Genomic DNA, 14197 nt, shown 5'->3' with positions numbered 1-14197 from the left:
CGTGCACGTGACGGGTTACGCCTATCCGTGGGACGTGGGGCCGGAATTCGCCGACCGGGTGCGGGATCTCGGCGTCGACGAGGTCGCGGTCGCGGTGTCCTACCACAGCGCGCGGGCGGCGACGCCGTGGTCGAAGCAGGGCACCAGCGTCACCGCCCGGCACGCGGCGCTCTACCGGCCGATCCGCGACGGGTGGGGCAGGCTGCGGCCCGCGCCCGCCGACTGGGTCGACTCCGCCGACAGCGCCGGAGACGCGATCCGCGCTCTGGCGGCGGCCGGGATCCCGGCCGCCGCGTGGCTGGTGCTGACGCACAACTCCTCGCTGGGAACGGAGTTTCCCGAGTTCGCGGTGCAGAACTGCTTCGGGGAGACCTATCCCTGGGCGTTGTGCCCGGCTCAGGAGGAGGTGCGGGCGTTCGCCGCCCGGCTGACCGCGGAATCCCTGGCGGAGCTGGATGTCCGGTCCGTCGTGCTGGAGGCGTGCGGGCAGCTCGGCGCGATCCACCAGCACCAGCACGAGAAGACCGACGCGGTGTGGCCGCCCGCCGCGGCCCGGCTGCTCTCGGTGTGCTGCTGCGCCGCGTGCGCCGCCGGCTGGGCCGAGCACGACGTGCTGCCGGAGGCCGCCCGCGCGCTGCTGCGCGAGGAGATCCGGCGGCTCATCGCCGAAGGCGACCTCACCGCCACCGAGGACCGGCTGCCCGGCGAACTCCGCGCGGCGTTCCTGTCGACCCGGCAGCGAGCGACCGACCGGCTGCGGCAGGACGTGCTCAAGGAGATCGGCGGCGACCGGCGCGTGGTGCTGCACGGCGCGATCGACCCGTGGGTGACGGGAGCGCTGCCGGGGCTCACCCCGCAGGCCGTCCACGACGTCGACGCCGTCGTGCTGCCCTGCTGGGTGCCCGGCGCGGCGACGATCGCGAACGTCGCCGCCGCGGCCGGATCGATACCGGGCACAGTGGACGTCGGCGCCTACGTGACGGCGGCCGGGCCCGAAGTGCCCGATATCGCCGGGTACGTCCGGGAGCTGGGGCGGGCCGGCGCCGCCGAGCTGCACCTCTACCACCTCGGGCTGGCCGGGCCCGCCCGCTGGCCGGACCTGCGCAGAGCCGTGAAGCAGGCCCACGGCCGGCCGGAATGAGCCGGCGGGAACGACACCGGTCGCGAATTCGGGAATTGCCGCACGAATTGCGAATCAGCCGGTGCTCACCCGGAAGTCGCGGAACTGCGCGTGCACATCCCGGCTCGGGCCCCAAGAAGTGTCGTGACCGCCGAAGAACGTGGAGAAGAAGATTCCCGAGAACGGGATTCCGGCGACGTCCTGGATGCCCTGCTCGCGCAGCACTTCCTGGCCGTCGTACCGGATCGCGATGGTGCCGCTGTTGCGGTCCACCGACTGCTCCACGGTGTGCCACTGGCCGTCGGCCTGCCACGCCCACGAGCCCAGCCCGACGTCCTTGCCGTAGCCGTCGCCCTGCGACGGGTCGTAGACGTACACCGTGGCCTTCGGCTCGTCGCTGCGGATCCGCCACATGTACCGGGTCGACCACGCGTCGCCGTGCTGGCCGCCGCTGGCCTGGCCGGGCGGCCCGCCGTAGAGGCCGGGCAGCTTGCCGCCGCGTTCGCCGAAGTCCCAGTCGCTGGGGAATCGCACCTGGTAGCTGAGGTTCAGGACCGCGGCGTCGGCCAGGTCGTCGCGGCCGATCGAGCGGAAGTCGGTGTAGAACTGCCCGCCGCCTTCGCTCGGGCAGTCACCGCACGACGGCGCCGACGAGCCCTTGCCGTAGAACACGTCGAGCTCCTCGCCCTGCGGCCGCATCCGGTCGAAGCCCCAGTCGCCCTCGGCGACGAAACCCCACCGCTGCTTCCAGGAATCACCGGGGAAATCGGCGAATCCGCCGGTCCACGGCTCGGCCGCCGGCGCGCCGGGAGCCGCGGCCGCGGGCAGGGCGGCCAGCGCCAGCACGGCAACCAGCGACAACCCGGCCAGACCGCTCATCCGCCGGAAAGCACGTCGTTTCCTCACGTCGTACACCTCGCATCCGATTCGACGTCGACCGGGCGGCGGTACGGTCTGCCGGGAGAATCCCGGCAATCGCAAAGCAGACACCAGAAAAGGGCGATCGGTCAAGCCCGGCAACGGTTTCCGCCCCGAATTTCCGGTGCCGTTCAAGAATGTGATCGCGGCATTGACGATTTTCCCGCGCTGCGCCACGCCTGTTCGGCGTCGACCGGTTTTCCCCGGCGGTGGCGGCCCGCCGCACGACCGGTTCCGGTGGCGAAGGGCATCGTGCTCGACCGATCCAGCAACAACGTGATCGACGACGTGGAGGTGCGCGGCGCCCGCGACGAGGGCTTGCACTTCCGGGCCACCGGCTCCGACACGCCCGGGTGCGGCCCTTCGCCTCTATAGGCCACCGATCCGGTTACAAAACAGGTCCGGTTCGGTGAACTTTCACGTTCCGTACGCGATGTGCTCGGAGTTACGACTAGAACGCGTGACTCCGATCTCGATCGAGTGATCTTGATCCGATACAGTGCGTTCGCACCAGGGGGACACGGACGTGGAAGTGGAGAGGAGCGCCCCGCGGATACCACTGCGCCATGACACGCGTCCGCACGACGTTCAGATCGTCTCGCCCGGGCGCGGGCGGGACAAGACGATGGAAAGTGCTTGGAAGTGACAACCCAAAACGAGTCTTTCGCACCCCCTGGAGAAGCGAGGAGACGCCGGGCGAAACGCTCCGACACCTCGATCAGATCCCGGCTCACGTGGGCGGTCGCCATCCCGTGGGTCGTCGTCGGCGTCCTCTGGGTCTTCGGCTGCTCGCTGTTCGCCTTCGAGGCCATCTACACCCAGCAGGTCGCCGCCAGCGTCCGGCAGATGTCGCTGCCCGCGGTGACGGCCCTGGACCACGTGCAGCGGGAACGCCTGCGCAGCCTCGAAATGATCACGCGGCCCGGCACCGGCAGCGCCGAACTCGCTGCGCAGCAGAAGGAAACCGACGAGGCGCTGGCCGCGATGCAGGCGGAGGCCGGTTCGCTCATCGACTCGGCCCCGGCCGAAGTCCAGCAGCCGATGCGACAGCTGACCGGCTACTTCGAGCGGCTGCCCGACCTCCGAGCCCGGATCTCCAACGGCCAGGCCTCGGCCAACGAGATCAACGAGTTCTACAACGGGCTGTTCGACACCGCCACCGGCCTGTTCGACGTCCAGTCCCGGATCGTGCCGGACCCCGAAACGCTGCAGGGCGGTCTCGCCGCGACCTCGCTGTTCCGGGCCTCCGACATGTTCTCCCGGGAGGCGGCGCTGGTCGGCACCGCGCTGACCGCCAATGAGCTGACGCCCGACCAGTACCGCCTGCTGGTGAACTACATCGACGCCCACCACACGACGATGGCGGTGAACGCCAACAGCGTCCTGCCCGGCGTGCGGGCCGACTACCAGCGCCTGGTCGAAAGCCCGGCCTGGAAGCAGTTGGTCGACGCCGAGAACCGGATCATCGCCCAGGGCTCGTTCAAGGGCGGCAACCCGCCGGTGCGGCCGGACGAATGGCAGCGCATCACCAACGAGGTCGGCGCCGGCATGTCCGACCTGGTGTTCAAGCAGGCCGACGAGGTTTCGCAGGGCGGTGTCGCCAGCGGTACGGCCACGCTGTGGAACGTGCTGTGGGGCAGCCTCGCCGCCCTCGCCGTCGCGGTCGTGTCGTTCCTCTTCGCCCGCCGCGTCTACCGCACGGTCGTCGACGAGGCGCTGCTGACCCGGCTGCAGGACCTGCGCACCGAGTCGCTGGCGATGGCCGAGAAGCTGCCCGACGTCGTGCGCCGGCTGCGCGACGGCGAGTCCGTCAACGTGGAAACCGAGATGGTCCCGCTGGCGCACTACGGCACCGACGAGGTCGGCCAGGTGGCGCAAGCCATCCAGCTGTTCCAGGAGGAAGCGGTCCACGCGGCCGTCGGTGAAACCCGTGCCCGGCAGGGCGCGCGAGTGGTGTTCGTCGGCATGGCGCACCGAATCCAGCGGCTGCTGCGGCACATGCACGGCACCATCGACCAGCTGGAGCGCAACGAGGAGAACTCCGCGCAGCTGGCGAAGCTGTTCGACCTGGACAACTCGACCACCCGCGCCCGGCGCACGGTCGAGAACCTGCTGGTCCTCGGTGACCAGCAGCCGGGCCGCCGGTGGAGCCGGCCGGTCGCGCTGATGGACGTGCTGCGCTCGTCGGTCTCCGAGATCGACCAGTACTCGCGCGTGGTCATCGGGCACGTCCCGGAGGTGATGGTCAACGGCGCCGCCGTCGGCGACGCGATCCACCTGATCTCCGAGCTGATCGACAACGCGACCGCGTTCTCGCCGCCGAACACCCAGGTGCACGTGGACGCCACCGCGGTGGCGCGCGGTGTCGCGGTCGACATCGCCGACCAGGGCCTCGGCATGGACCCGGGGACCCGCGACCGGGCCAACTCGATGATGTCCGAGCCGCCGGAGTTCGACCGGCTGGTGCTGGAGAACAACAAGGCCGAGCAGCTTGGCCTGTTCACCGCCGCGCGACTGGCGCACCGCCGCGAGATCGCCGTGGAGTTCGGCATCTCGGCCTACGGCGGAACCCGCGCCACGGTGCTGTTCCCGGACCGCATCCTGGAGGCCGACACGGCGGTCACCACCAGCAACGGTGGCGGCGCGTTCCCGCCGCTCAGCAATGGTGGGAACGGCGCGCTGAACGGCAACGGGAGTGGCGGCGGTCACATCAACAGTGGCGGCAAACACCAACTCGCCGAACCGGCGGTGGTGCCGCGGCCGCGGGAGTTGAGCTGGAATGGTGTCATGACCGACCAGCCCACCCAAGCGCCCTCGGCACCGGAGCCGAAACCGGCTGAAACCACTTACGAGTGGCCCGCGTCGGAGCCGATCCCGCAAGCGAACCCAGCCACGACGCAGTTCGAGCCCCTGCCGCCGGAGCCGACTCCGGCTCCGGCCCCGGCCCCGATGCCTTCATCGGAACGGCGGCGGGCTGCGGGCGGCCGTCCGCCGCTGCCCAAGCGCGTGCCGCAGACCCACCTCGCGGATGGGCTGCGGGACGACCCGGACCAGGAGGAGCAGGCCATCGTCGCCTCTCCGAGCAAGCTGGCGGGCTTCCGGCGGGCGTTCCGAGGCGGCTTCGGCGACACGCCCGACGACCGCTCGTGAGCAGACCAGACAAAGAGCAAGTGTGTGTGAGGTGGGCATGACCGAAACAGCTTCGAAACTGAGTTGGTTGCTGGACGACTTCGTGCAGGGCGTGCACGGCGCGGACCACGCCGTGGTGTTGTCCAACGACGGTTTGGTGATCGCCAAGTCGGCCGGGCTGGACCGCGACTCCGCCGACAAGCTGGCGGCCGCGTCGTCGAGCATGCGCAGCATCGGCAAGGGCGTCAGCAAGGACTTCGGCCGCGGCGTGGTGGCGCAGACGCACGTCGAGATGGAGCGCGGCTTCCTGTTCATCTCCGCCGCCGGCAACGGTGCCTGTCTGGCCGTGCTCAGCGCGTCCGAGGCGGACATCGAGCTGGTGGCCTACGAGATGGGCCGGCTGATCACCCGGGTCGGCACCTTCTTGTCGGCCGCTCCGCGGGAACTTCGCGGCGTGGCGGCGGAAAGGTTCTGACCGTGGACGAGGCGTGGTATGACGATGAAGCGGGCCCGATAGTCCGCCCGTACACGATCACGCGCGGTCGCACCCCCGGCAAGCACACGCGGCTCGACACGGCGACGCAGGTGATCACCGCCGAGCCGCGCCCGGAGGCGCCGAGGCTGGAGCTGGCCCCCGAGCACCGGCTGATCCTGGACGCGTGCATGCGTCCGGTGTCGCTGGCGGAGCTGAGCGTCATGCTGACCCAGCCGTTGGGCGTGGTCCGGGTCCTGTGCGGCGACCTGCTCGACCATGGCGCCGTCTTCGTGCGCTCGCCTCGTACAGAAGTCAGCCGAGACATCTTGGAGCAGGTTTACCGTGGGCTTTGCAGACTCTAGATTGGCCGGAGGCCGGTCACCCCAGAACAGAGACGGCGGCTCGTCGTCCGACCGCGGCGGCGAGTCCAACGCGGCGCCGATTCCCGTGAAGCTGGTCGTCGCGGGCGGTTTCGGGGTGGGGAAGACGACCCTCGTCGGTGCGGTGAGCGAGATTCCGCCGCTGACCACCGAAGAGGAGATGACCGTCGCCAGCGAAGGCGTCGACGACCTCACCGGCGTCGAGCGCAAGGAGACCACCACGGTCGCGCTGGACTTCGGGCGCATCACCATCTCGGAAGAGATCGTGCTGTACCTGTTCGGCGCGCCGGGCCAGAACCGGTTCTGGCCACTGTGGAACGACCTGGCGCTCGGTGCGGTCGGCGCCGTCGTGCTGGTCGACACCCGGAAGCTGGAAGAGGCGTTCGCCTCGGTGGACTTCTTCGAGCGGCGCGGCATCCCGTTCGTGGTGGCGGTCAACATCTTCGACGACGCGTACCACTACGAGCCGGAGGAGGTGCGCGAGGCGCTGGTCATCCCGCCGGAGGTGCCGATCGTGATCTGCGACGCCCGCGACCGCGAGCTCGCGAAGAACACGCTGATCACGCTGGTGCGCCACGCGATCGACCGGGCGCCGGCGGACGTCGGCTGAGGTGTGCGGCTAAAAAGGGGCGTGGCCGGGATCTTCCCGGCCACGCCCCTTTTTCGGTGTTTCAGACCGCGATCGGTTCGGTTCGGCAGCGGAAGTGCCGCAGCACCTGCGGCGCGTGGCTGATCCGGTAGCCCGGCACCCGCTCGGGGTTCTTGGCGATCCCGGCGAGGATGTCGGCCACGTACTCCAGGTGGCTGTGGTCGTAGACGCGGCGCGGCAGCGCCAGCCGGACGAGTTCGAACGGCGCCGGGGTGACCAGCTCGTTGTTCGCGTCCAGCTCGCCGAGGTACAGCGAACCCAGCTCGGCGGCGCGGATCCCGCCCTCCCGGTACAGCGCGCAGGCCAGCGAGTGACCGGGGAAGTGGCGCGGCTGCAGGTGCGGCAGCAGGCGGCCCGCGTTGAGGTAGATGCCGTGCAGGCCCGACGGGCGCACCGTGTCCACCCCGACTTCGCGCGCGCGGTCGGCCAGGAACGCGGCCTCCCGCTCGCGGTCGGCGAGGTAGTGCGGGTCCAGCACCTCGCGCAGGCCTTGGGCGAGCTGCTCCAGGGTGTGGCCGGTGAGGCCGCCGTAGGTGCGGAAGCCCTCGGTGGCGATGATGTCGACCTCGCAGCGGTCGGCCAGGTCGGTGTCGTGCAGGCCGATGAACGCGCCTTCCGGCGACAGGCCGTCCTTCTTGAGGCTCGCCACCGCGCCGTCGGCGAGCTCGAACGCGCGCCGCGCCACGGCCCGCGGGCTCCACTGCTCGTAGCCGGGCTCCCGCTGGGTGACCAGCCAGGCGTTCTCGGCGAAGCGGGCGGCGTCCAGGATCAGCGGCACGCCGTGCGCGCGGGCGACCGCGCTGATCGCCTCCAGGTTGGCCATCGACACCGGCTGCCCGCCGCCGCCGTTGTTGGTGATGGTGACCAGGATCTGCCCGACGCGGTGGCCGTCCGGCCCGGCGAGGACGTTGCGCACCGCCTCGACGTCGATGTTGCCCTTGAACGGCAGATCGGCGTCGAGGTCCTGCGCCTCCGGGCAGGGCAGGTCCCACGCCGCGGCGCCCAGCCGCTCCACGTTGGCCCGGGTGGTGTCGAAGTGGGTGTTGCTGAGGCTGATCTTGCCGGGGCCGAGCAGCGCGGTGAACAGCACTCGCTCGGCGGCCCGGCCCTGGTGCACCGGCATCACGTGCCGGTACGGCACGATGTCGCGCACCGATTCGCGGAACCGGTAGTACGACTCCGCACCCGCGTATCGCTCGTCCGCCCGCTGCGCCCAGGCCTGCTGGTCGACCGACACCGCGCCGGTGCCGGAGTCGGACAGCAGATCGATGCTGACCCGGTCGGCCTGGATGTTGAACGGGTTGTGCCCGGCGCGGTCCAGTTCTTGGATCCGCTGTTCCCGAGTGGTGATCGGGATCGGCCGCACGACGGCGGCGACGAATGGGCGGAGGTGCGGCATGTTGGCGTTGCTCCTCAATGGATTCGGAGTGGGTTACCGGTCCCGCCGGGGCGTCCCGCCGTACGCCTCGGAGGAGACGTACACGGTGGTCCCGGTCCGGTTCGGGCTCAGCCGGAGCGACACGTGCGCGAGCAGGCCCGCGTTGTCCTCCAGCCGCCGATCCGTGACCGCATCGATCACCTCGTCGACCACGGCCGGGTCGATGCGGTGCATGCGGAGATGTTGCTGCACCCGTTCCCGCGCGACGGCGTCGTTGGGCACGTAGTCGCGGATCGGCAGGTAGAGGCTGTAGTTGCTGGGCTTCTCGTGGTCCCCTTCGACGAAGGAGTAGCTGGAGATCAGCGGCCGGCCGGTGAAGACCTCGGTGCCGGGGGCGAGCACCGAGCACAGGTGGCGCGCCAGCGCCGGGTCGATGCAGGGCACGGCGGAGGCGGCGAACTCGGCATCGGCGGGCCGCGCGGCGTGCTGGCTGACGTAGAGCTTCACCCGTGACTGCGGGCTGTGGTCCAGGTCGACGGCGAAGAACGTCAGGCGGTCGAGCTCGCCGCGCTGCAGCGCGTACTTGCTGATCGTCGAGTAGGCCTCGGGCAGCCCGAGGCGGGCGAACGCCTCTTCCACCAGGTGCGGGGCCGACTCCGCGCCGCACACCTCGGGGTTGAAGTACACCTTGAACTTCGGCGCGCCGTCGGGGGTGAAGATCAGCGAGAACCACCAGGAGAACTTGCCCTGCGGGGAGGCGCTGGAGAAGAGGTCCTGCACGGAGCGCAGCCGGTCCAGGGACAGGTCGTACCGGCCGGCCAGGGAGTCGATCAGGTCGCGGGCGGCCTGCAGGTTCGCGGCGGGGCCGGGGGCGGCGGGGATGGTCTCGGCGAGGATCCGGAGGTGCCGCGAGCCGTTGTCCTCGAACTGGACGGAGAACTCGACGGGGGTGTTGTCGTCGGCCACATCGGACGGCCACAGGGGAGGCTGGGACAGCGGTCTGGACCGGGTGGCGGAGAGGACGTCCCCTAGTAAGCGGACGGGATCGGTCTCATCGATGCCCACTATGCGACAGAGGTTCTGCAACTGGTTTCCGGCTACTTCACCCAGCGTGGCATCGACAGCGCGCATTGGAACCCCGATCCGTGCGATTTCGTCATGCGACAAGTTTCGGATTCAAGTGACGGCCGGTCACGATAATACGCCGATTGCAGGCTCGCCACCCCTCGAGGGGTGATCTTTCGCATCCCCTAATCCACCTGACGGAACTCGACGCGAATACGTAGCGTTACGGCAGCTTGTGGCCACATCTCCGAGATCAACTTGTAATGAAACGAAGGTTCACTAAGCGGATTGAAACTGCTAGGGACTCCAATTGGAACTCTCGCTAATCACGGCCGGTAACTATTTCGAAGTTCATCCCGGCTTGACTGTTCCGGAAGGCCGTGTTCACGTCCGATTGGTTGGCTGAGGCAACAATGGATTGGTCGTAATGTCGACAATCTCGACAATTGCGAACCGGAATCCGGGTCGGCCCCGGCGAGTGGTGGGCTCACCCGCCGGGGGGTCCGGTGTCACCGGCCGAGGTGCATGCCGCCGCTGACGTGCAGGACCTGGCCGGTGATGTGCGAGGCCTCGGGCGAGGCCAGGAACGCGATGAGCGCGGCGACCTCGTCGACGCGGCCGAGGCGGCCGTCGGCGGACCGCGAGGCGACGAACTCCCGGCGCGCGGCGGGGAAGTCGCCGCCGCGGAAGAAGTCGGTGCCCTCGGTCGGGCCGGGGGAGACGACGTTGGCGGTGATGCCGCGGGTGCCGAGCTGGAAGGCCAGTTCGGACGTCCAGGGCTCCAGCGTGGCCTTGACGGCGCCGTAGCTGCCCTGCCCGGATCGCGCGGTGACCGAGCCCAGGTTGACGATGCGGGCGTCGTCGGCGAGCCGGGGCAGCAGGGCGTGCGTGACGAGCACGGCGCTGAGCACGTTCGCCTCGAAGTTGGCGGACCACGAGTCGCGAACGGCCTTGAGGTCGTCCGCAGCCGGAGTGCCGTCGACGAGATCGGTGTTCCCGCCGGCGGCGTTGACCAGCACGTCGACCCGCTCGGGGAGCTCGCCCAGCGCGGCCTGCAAGGCGGCTGGATCGGTGGCGTCGACCGGCACCGCTCGCGAGGCCGGGCCGAGTTCGGCGACCGCCTCGGCGAGCCTCTCGGGGCGCCGGCCGAGCAGCACGACCTGATCACCGGCGGCCACCAGGCGGGAGGCGGCGGCGCGGCCGATCCCGGTCCCGCCGCCGGTGATCACTGCATTGCGAGGCATGCTTCCTCCTAGTTCTTTAGGTCTAAAGACTGACTCGATGCTAGCTCGTCTTTAGGCCTAAAGACAACCGATCTAGACTGGGCGCATGAGCAGCGACGCCGTGGACGAGATCGTCGACCAGTGGGCGCGAGAACGCCCGGGCATGCCGGTGGACTCCATCGGGGTGGTCGCCAGGATCCTGCGCATAGCCAAGCTGCTGACCGACGAGCGGCGCCGGGTGCTGGCCGAGCTGGGCATCGACAACGCGATCCTCGACCTGCTCGCAACGCTGCGCCGCGCCGGATCGCCATACCGGCTGAGCCCGGCCGAGATCGCGGAGAACTGCCTGGTCAGCGGAGGGGCGATCACGCAGCGCGTGACCAGGGCGGAGGAGTCGGGCCTGGTGCGGTCGCAGCGGTCGGCGTCCGGCAAGCGGACGGTGACGGTCGAGCTGACGCCGCGAGGGCACCAGGTCATCGAACGGAACATCGAGGTGCTGATCGGCCGGGAGCGGCAGCTGCTCGCCGGGATGTCGGCCGACGATCAGCGACAGCTGGAGGGGCTGCTGCGCGACCTGCTGGCCCAGATGAGCCGGGACTGAGGCGAGCTCACTTCTCCCGGGGCACGCGACCCATCAGGAAGAACTCGTCGTTCGGGCGAAGCGCCATCAGGTGCGCCAGCCGGTTGGACATGGCGAAGAACGCGGTGATCGCGCCGACGTCCCAGATCTCGTCGTCGGACAATCCCGCAGCGCGGGCCGCAGCGAGCTCGCGCTCGCCGAAGCGCGCCGAGTCCTGCGCGACGGACAGGGCGAGGTCGACGATGGCTCGCTGCCGGTCGCTCAGCGACGCTCCCCACGGGTTTGCGGCCACCAGGTCCGCGAGCTGGTCGTCCTTCGCCCGCACCCGGAGGATCGCGCCGTGCGCAACGACGCAGTACGTGCAGTGGTTGGCCGCCGAGGTGGCCACCACGACGAGTTCCCGCTCGGCCTTCGACAGGCTGGAGTCGCGTTCCATCAGCGCGTCGTGGTAGTCGCAGAACGCGCGAAGCTCGGCCGGCCGGTGGCCGAGCGCGAGGAACACGTTGGGCACGAACCCGGACTTCTCCGCGATGGCGCCGATCCGGTCCCGGAGGTCCTCGGGGAGGTCTGTCAACGGAACCGACCCGAACCTGCTGATCTCGTTGCCCATGCGGGCACGGTATTACTGCGGCGGCGAACAGTCGATGGCGTCGGGGCTGAGGTCGGACGGGCTCCGGTAGACTTCCCCGGCCAGGGGCGAAGAGTGGAAGCGAGAGTCTTGATGGCACGTGATGGGGACCGTGGCGGTTCTTCGGGGGTCCTGAGCCGGATCGATCGGTTCGTCTGGATCCCCGTGGTGCCGATGCTGGTCCTGGCGTTGGTGACGACGCTCATCGGAGTGCCACTGCTGGGCTTGATGCTGCTGATCGCCGCACTGGTGCTGGTGGGCTTCGACCTGTGGGTGAACAGCCGCCGCAAGTCCTACCGCCCGCGCCGCGAGCCGGAACCGCCCCGCCGCCGCGAGCCCGCCCGAGAGCCTGCCCGCAGGCCGGCGCGCCAGGCCCCGCCCCAGCGCGCGGCAGCCCCGCGCGGAGGCGCGGCCCGGAACAACGCAACGCGCGTCGCCAACCAACCGCGACGCAACCCGGCAGGTCAGGGGTCCAGGCAGCAGCAGCGCCCCGCAGGTGGCCGTCCCGGACCCCGCCGCTGACCGTCACCCGCCCAGTCGCTTCGGGGCGCGGGCGAGCAATGCCCAAGCTCCCGAACATCGGCAGTGCGAGCGACGGTGCCGCTTGATCGTTGTTCTATTGCGGTGGTGAATGAACCGGCCGTTTGATCAAGGAGAAGAGCGCGGGCGACGAGATCGCCACGACAACAGTGTCGGCCGATCTCGCAGGGGCGCGACGGTTCGGATCGATCACGACGCGGATCTTCTCGTCACTACGTTCGAATTACGGAGCGTTAACTGCTGTTGAGCGGCCCGTTGCTGTTCTCGGCGTCATTGGCTCAAGTGGCGCTCTAGTAAGCCTCAAGCGTCAACTGGAACGATCTGAACTGCATTCGGGCGTCATGGTTCGCCCGCCGGGTCCCGTGGTGTGGGGATGAGCTCCCGGAGGTACTCGCGGTGTTGGGTGGGCAGTGCTCTGCCGCCTGGTCTGGGTGTTCGTCTGGGGTCCACTGTGGTCGGTGGGATGAACTCGGGCCTCCCACCACGCATGGCGATGTCCCAGCGTTGGTTGTGAAGCGTGCGGTGATGGTGACCGCAGAGCATCACCATGTTGTCCACGTCGGTCGCACCACCGTCGACCCAATGCTGAACGTGGTGCGCTTCGGGTGTCCCCGGCGGCCGGTCACACTCCGGGAAGGCGCACACGCCATCGCGTCGGAGTAGTGCGGCGCGGATGTGGGTGGGTGCGGTGCGTTTCGCCCGGCCCACATCCAGGGGCAGACTCTCACCGCTGAGAACCATCGGCAGGATTTCGGCGTCGCAGGCGATGCGGCGGGCGTTGTGGGCGGTGATGGCGCGTTCGGTGTTGAGTGTGCCGGGCATGCCGTCCTCGCCGATGATCTCCAAGCCCCGCTTGAGGTCGTCGAAGTCGATGGCGATGGTCATCTGCGGCCGCTGCCCGCCGGTGCGGGGCATCCCGTCGTGGTCCAGCGCCAGATCCAGCAACGCGGCGAACCCGTCGGCGTTCCGCTGCCCGGCCGTGCGGGGGTCTTTCTCGCCGTCGATCTCGGGTCGGGGTGCGGCCAGCGGTTGCATGAGCGCGGCGAATTTCGCCCCGGTCTCGCGGTCCAGTTTCGCTTTGATGACGGTCATGCCGTCCCGGGTGGTGCCGTAGTACAGCTCTCGTGCTTCGTGCTGGGTTTCCTCGTCGCGGTAGGCGCCGTCTTGGTCGAGGAGGTAGCGGATGCGTTCGGCGAGTTTCTCCAGTTCCCTCGGCGGCATCGTCCGCGCATATCCGGCGAGGGTTGTTTCGACCTTGGCGACTTGGTGACAGCGCGCGTACTCGGGCAAACGGCGGATTCCGTTGACGATGACACGCGCGTGTTCCAGCCCGATCGCGCCTTCGGCCAGGGCTTGAGCCGTATCGGGCAGATCAGGGGGCATAGCCTCGCCATATTGGGTCCGTCGGTCTTCGACGTTGCGGGCGACTGTGACGCGGGTTTTCGCGTCACGCGGGTCGATGTTGAGCAGCCCCTGCAACCAGACTTGCAGCGATCGGGCGGTGGTCTCGGTGTGGATGGCCCGATGGTCGGCTTCGGCGATGTATTGCAGCTGTTCCCACATCAGCACCCGCATCTCGGCTTCTAGCTCTTGGATGCGGGTCGCGAGTTCGGCATCGGTGCACGACACCGCCGACTGCTGAGGCATGGCCTGCACAGTCGTGTCCTGGGTGTTCAGTAGCGGTGTCATGCCACAATTGTCCCGCACTAGAACACGTGTTCGCACTGTTTTTATGGTCGCTTGATCAGGTGAAACACCCCGCCACAGGCGACGAAAACCGCGCGGTGTCAAGGGAAACGGTCACGACACGCCGAAGGCGACCCGCATCCACTACCAAAGCCACCGCGCCGCCATCGGCAAGGCGCTCCGCACCCGGAGACCAGGGCTGATTTCCCGCGAAGTCGCGCCATCCCAGCAATGGCCGGACCCCTGTGACGGATCACCCCGAAACCAAAACTCCACCGGCCTCAACAAACCCGAAAACGCCCACCCCGCAACGCAAGCCGCGAACGGGCCAGCCCACTCCGGGCCATCCCCGCGATACAAAGCCGCTCTGGGGCTGCGGGTCGGATGTCAAGCCTGAAACCCCGAAGGGGCGGCCGCGAGGCCGGG

14 protein-coding genes are annotated in these 14197 nt (G+C 69.3%); 8 read left to right on the top strand and 6 right to left on the bottom strand.

Annotated elements, in window-relative coordinates; translation table 11 throughout:
• Position 1 precedes the first annotated feature (1 nt).
• Positions 2-1141 carry a hypothetical protein gene (locus ACWEV3_RS11245; RefSeq protein WP_452613726.1) on the top strand — a complete coding sequence of 380 codons (1140 nt, stop codon included), beginning with the start codon at positions 2-4 and terminating at the stop codon, positions 1139-1141.
• 54 nt (positions 1142-1195) lie between these two features.
• Here the strand turns inward: ACWEV3_RS11245 and ACWEV3_RS11240 are convergent, their stop codons facing one another.
• Positions 1196-2026: a polysaccharide lyase gene (locus ACWEV3_RS11240; protein ID WP_452613725.1), complete on the bottom strand. Its 831-nt coding sequence runs from the start codon at positions 2024-2026 to the stop codon at positions 1196-1198.
• Positions 2027-2275: 249 nt separating this feature from the next.
• Between ACWEV3_RS11240 and ACWEV3_RS11235 the strand changes: the two genes are divergently transcribed.
• The 5 genes from ACWEV3_RS11235 (at position 2276) to ACWEV3_RS11215 (ending at position 6632) form a co-directional block, all read left to right on the top strand.
• On the top strand, positions 2276-2413 hold the full coding sequence (locus ACWEV3_RS11235; protein WP_452613724.1) for a hypothetical protein: 138 nt from the start codon (positions 2276-2278) through the stop codon (positions 2411-2413).
• Between the two features lie 267 nt (positions 2414-2680).
• On the top strand, positions 2681-5188 hold the full coding sequence (locus ACWEV3_RS11230) for a sensor histidine kinase (protein ID WP_452613723.1): 2508 nt from the start codon (positions 2681-2683) through the stop codon (positions 5186-5188).
• Positions 5189-5225: 37 nt separating this feature from the next.
• On the top strand, positions 5226-5642 hold the full coding sequence (locus tag ACWEV3_RS11225; RefSeq protein WP_132481011.1) for a roadblock/LC7 domain-containing protein: 417 nt from the start codon (positions 5226-5228) through the stop codon (positions 5640-5642).
• A 2-nt stretch (positions 5643-5644) separates the two neighbouring features.
• The gene (locus ACWEV3_RS11220) at positions 5645-6004 is read left to right on the top strand and encodes a DUF742 domain-containing protein (RefSeq protein WP_093259859.1); all 360 of its coding nucleotides are present in this window, start codon (positions 5645-5647) and stop codon (positions 6002-6004) included.
• Positions 6005-6083: 79 nt separating this feature from the next.
• Entirely contained in the window at positions 6084-6632 is a 549-nt protein-coding gene (locus ACWEV3_RS11215) for a GTP-binding protein (RefSeq protein ID WP_397527200.1), read from the top strand.
• 61 nt (positions 6633-6693) lie between these two features.
• Here the strand turns inward: ACWEV3_RS11215 and ACWEV3_RS11210 are convergent, their stop codons facing one another.
• From ACWEV3_RS11210 to ACWEV3_RS11200, 3 genes are all read right to left on the bottom strand, one after another.
• A complete protein-coding gene (locus ACWEV3_RS11210) occupies positions 6694-8070 on the bottom strand; it encodes a tryptophanase (protein WP_452613722.1) in 1377 nt (458 codons plus the stop codon).
• A gap of 33 nt (positions 8071-8103) precedes the next feature.
• Positions 8104-9114, bottom strand: coding sequence for a tryptophan dimethylallyltransferase family protein (locus ACWEV3_RS11205; RefSeq protein WP_452613721.1), 1011 nt, complete (start codon positions 9112-9114; stop codon positions 8104-8106).
• A gap of 509 nt (positions 9115-9623) precedes the next feature.
• Entirely contained in the window at positions 9624-10358 is a 735-nt protein-coding gene (locus tag ACWEV3_RS11200; RefSeq protein WP_452613720.1) for an SDR family NAD(P)-dependent oxidoreductase, read from the bottom strand.
• Positions 10359-10443: 85 nt separating this feature from the next.
• Between ACWEV3_RS11200 and ACWEV3_RS11195 the strand changes: the two genes are divergently transcribed.
• On the top strand, positions 10444-10938 hold the full coding sequence (locus ACWEV3_RS11195) for a MarR family winged helix-turn-helix transcriptional regulator (protein ID WP_452613719.1): 495 nt from the start codon (positions 10444-10446) through the stop codon (positions 10936-10938).
• A 7-nt stretch (positions 10939-10945) separates the two neighbouring features.
• On the opposite strand, the gene ACWEV3_RS11190 is transcribed toward ACWEV3_RS11195, so the two are convergent.
• Complete coding sequence (locus ACWEV3_RS11190) at positions 10946-11527, bottom strand: peroxidase-related enzyme (protein ID WP_452613718.1); 582 nt, start codon at positions 11525-11527, stop codon at positions 10946-10948.
• Between the two features lie 111 nt (positions 11528-11638).
• On the opposite strand from ACWEV3_RS11190, the gene ACWEV3_RS11185 reads away from it, so the two are divergent.
• Positions 11639-12067 (top strand): hypothetical protein, encoded by a 429-nt coding sequence (locus ACWEV3_RS11185; protein WP_452613717.1) that lies wholly within the window; start codon positions 11639-11641, stop codon positions 12065-12067.
• A 357-nt stretch (positions 12068-12424) separates the two neighbouring features.
• Here ACWEV3_RS11185 and ACWEV3_RS11180 read toward each other — a convergent pair whose 3' ends face one another.
• Positions 12425-13876, bottom strand: a complete 1452-nt coding sequence (locus ACWEV3_RS11180; protein ID WP_452613716.1) for a DUF222 domain-containing protein — start codon at positions 13874-13876, stop codon at positions 12425-12427.
• Positions 13877-14197: the final 321 nt, after the last annotated feature.

The organism is Saccharopolyspora sp. NPDC003752 (assembly GCF_053605825.1).
This window is presented reverse-complemented; position numbering and strand designations above follow the sequence as displayed.

Bases quoted from the DNA above. Each gene is read 5' to 3' on its own strand.
- ACWEV3_RS11225 (WP_132481011.1), top strand. From the start codon at position 5,226: ATGACCGAAACAGCTTCGAAACTGAGTTGGTTGCTGGACGACTTCGTG.
- ACWEV3_RS11210 (WP_452613722.1), bottom strand. From the start codon at position 8,070: ATGCCGCACCTCCGCCCATTCGTCGCCGCCGTCGTGCGGCCGATCCCG.
- ACWEV3_RS11200 (WP_452613720.1), bottom strand. From the start codon at position 10,358: ATGCCTCGCAATGCAGTGATCACCGGCGGCGGGACCGGGATCGGCCGC.
- ACWEV3_RS11195 (WP_452613719.1), top strand. From the start codon at position 10,444: ATGAGCAGCGACGCCGTGGACGAGATCGTCGACCAGTGGGCGCGAGAA.
- ACWEV3_RS11190 (WP_452613718.1), bottom strand. From the start codon at position 11,527: ATGGGCAACGAGATCAGCAGGTTCGGGTCGGTTCCGTTGACAGACCTC.
- ACWEV3_RS11185 (WP_452613717.1), top strand. From the start codon at position 11,639: ATGGCACGTGATGGGGACCGTGGCGGTTCTTCGGGGGTCCTGAGCCGG.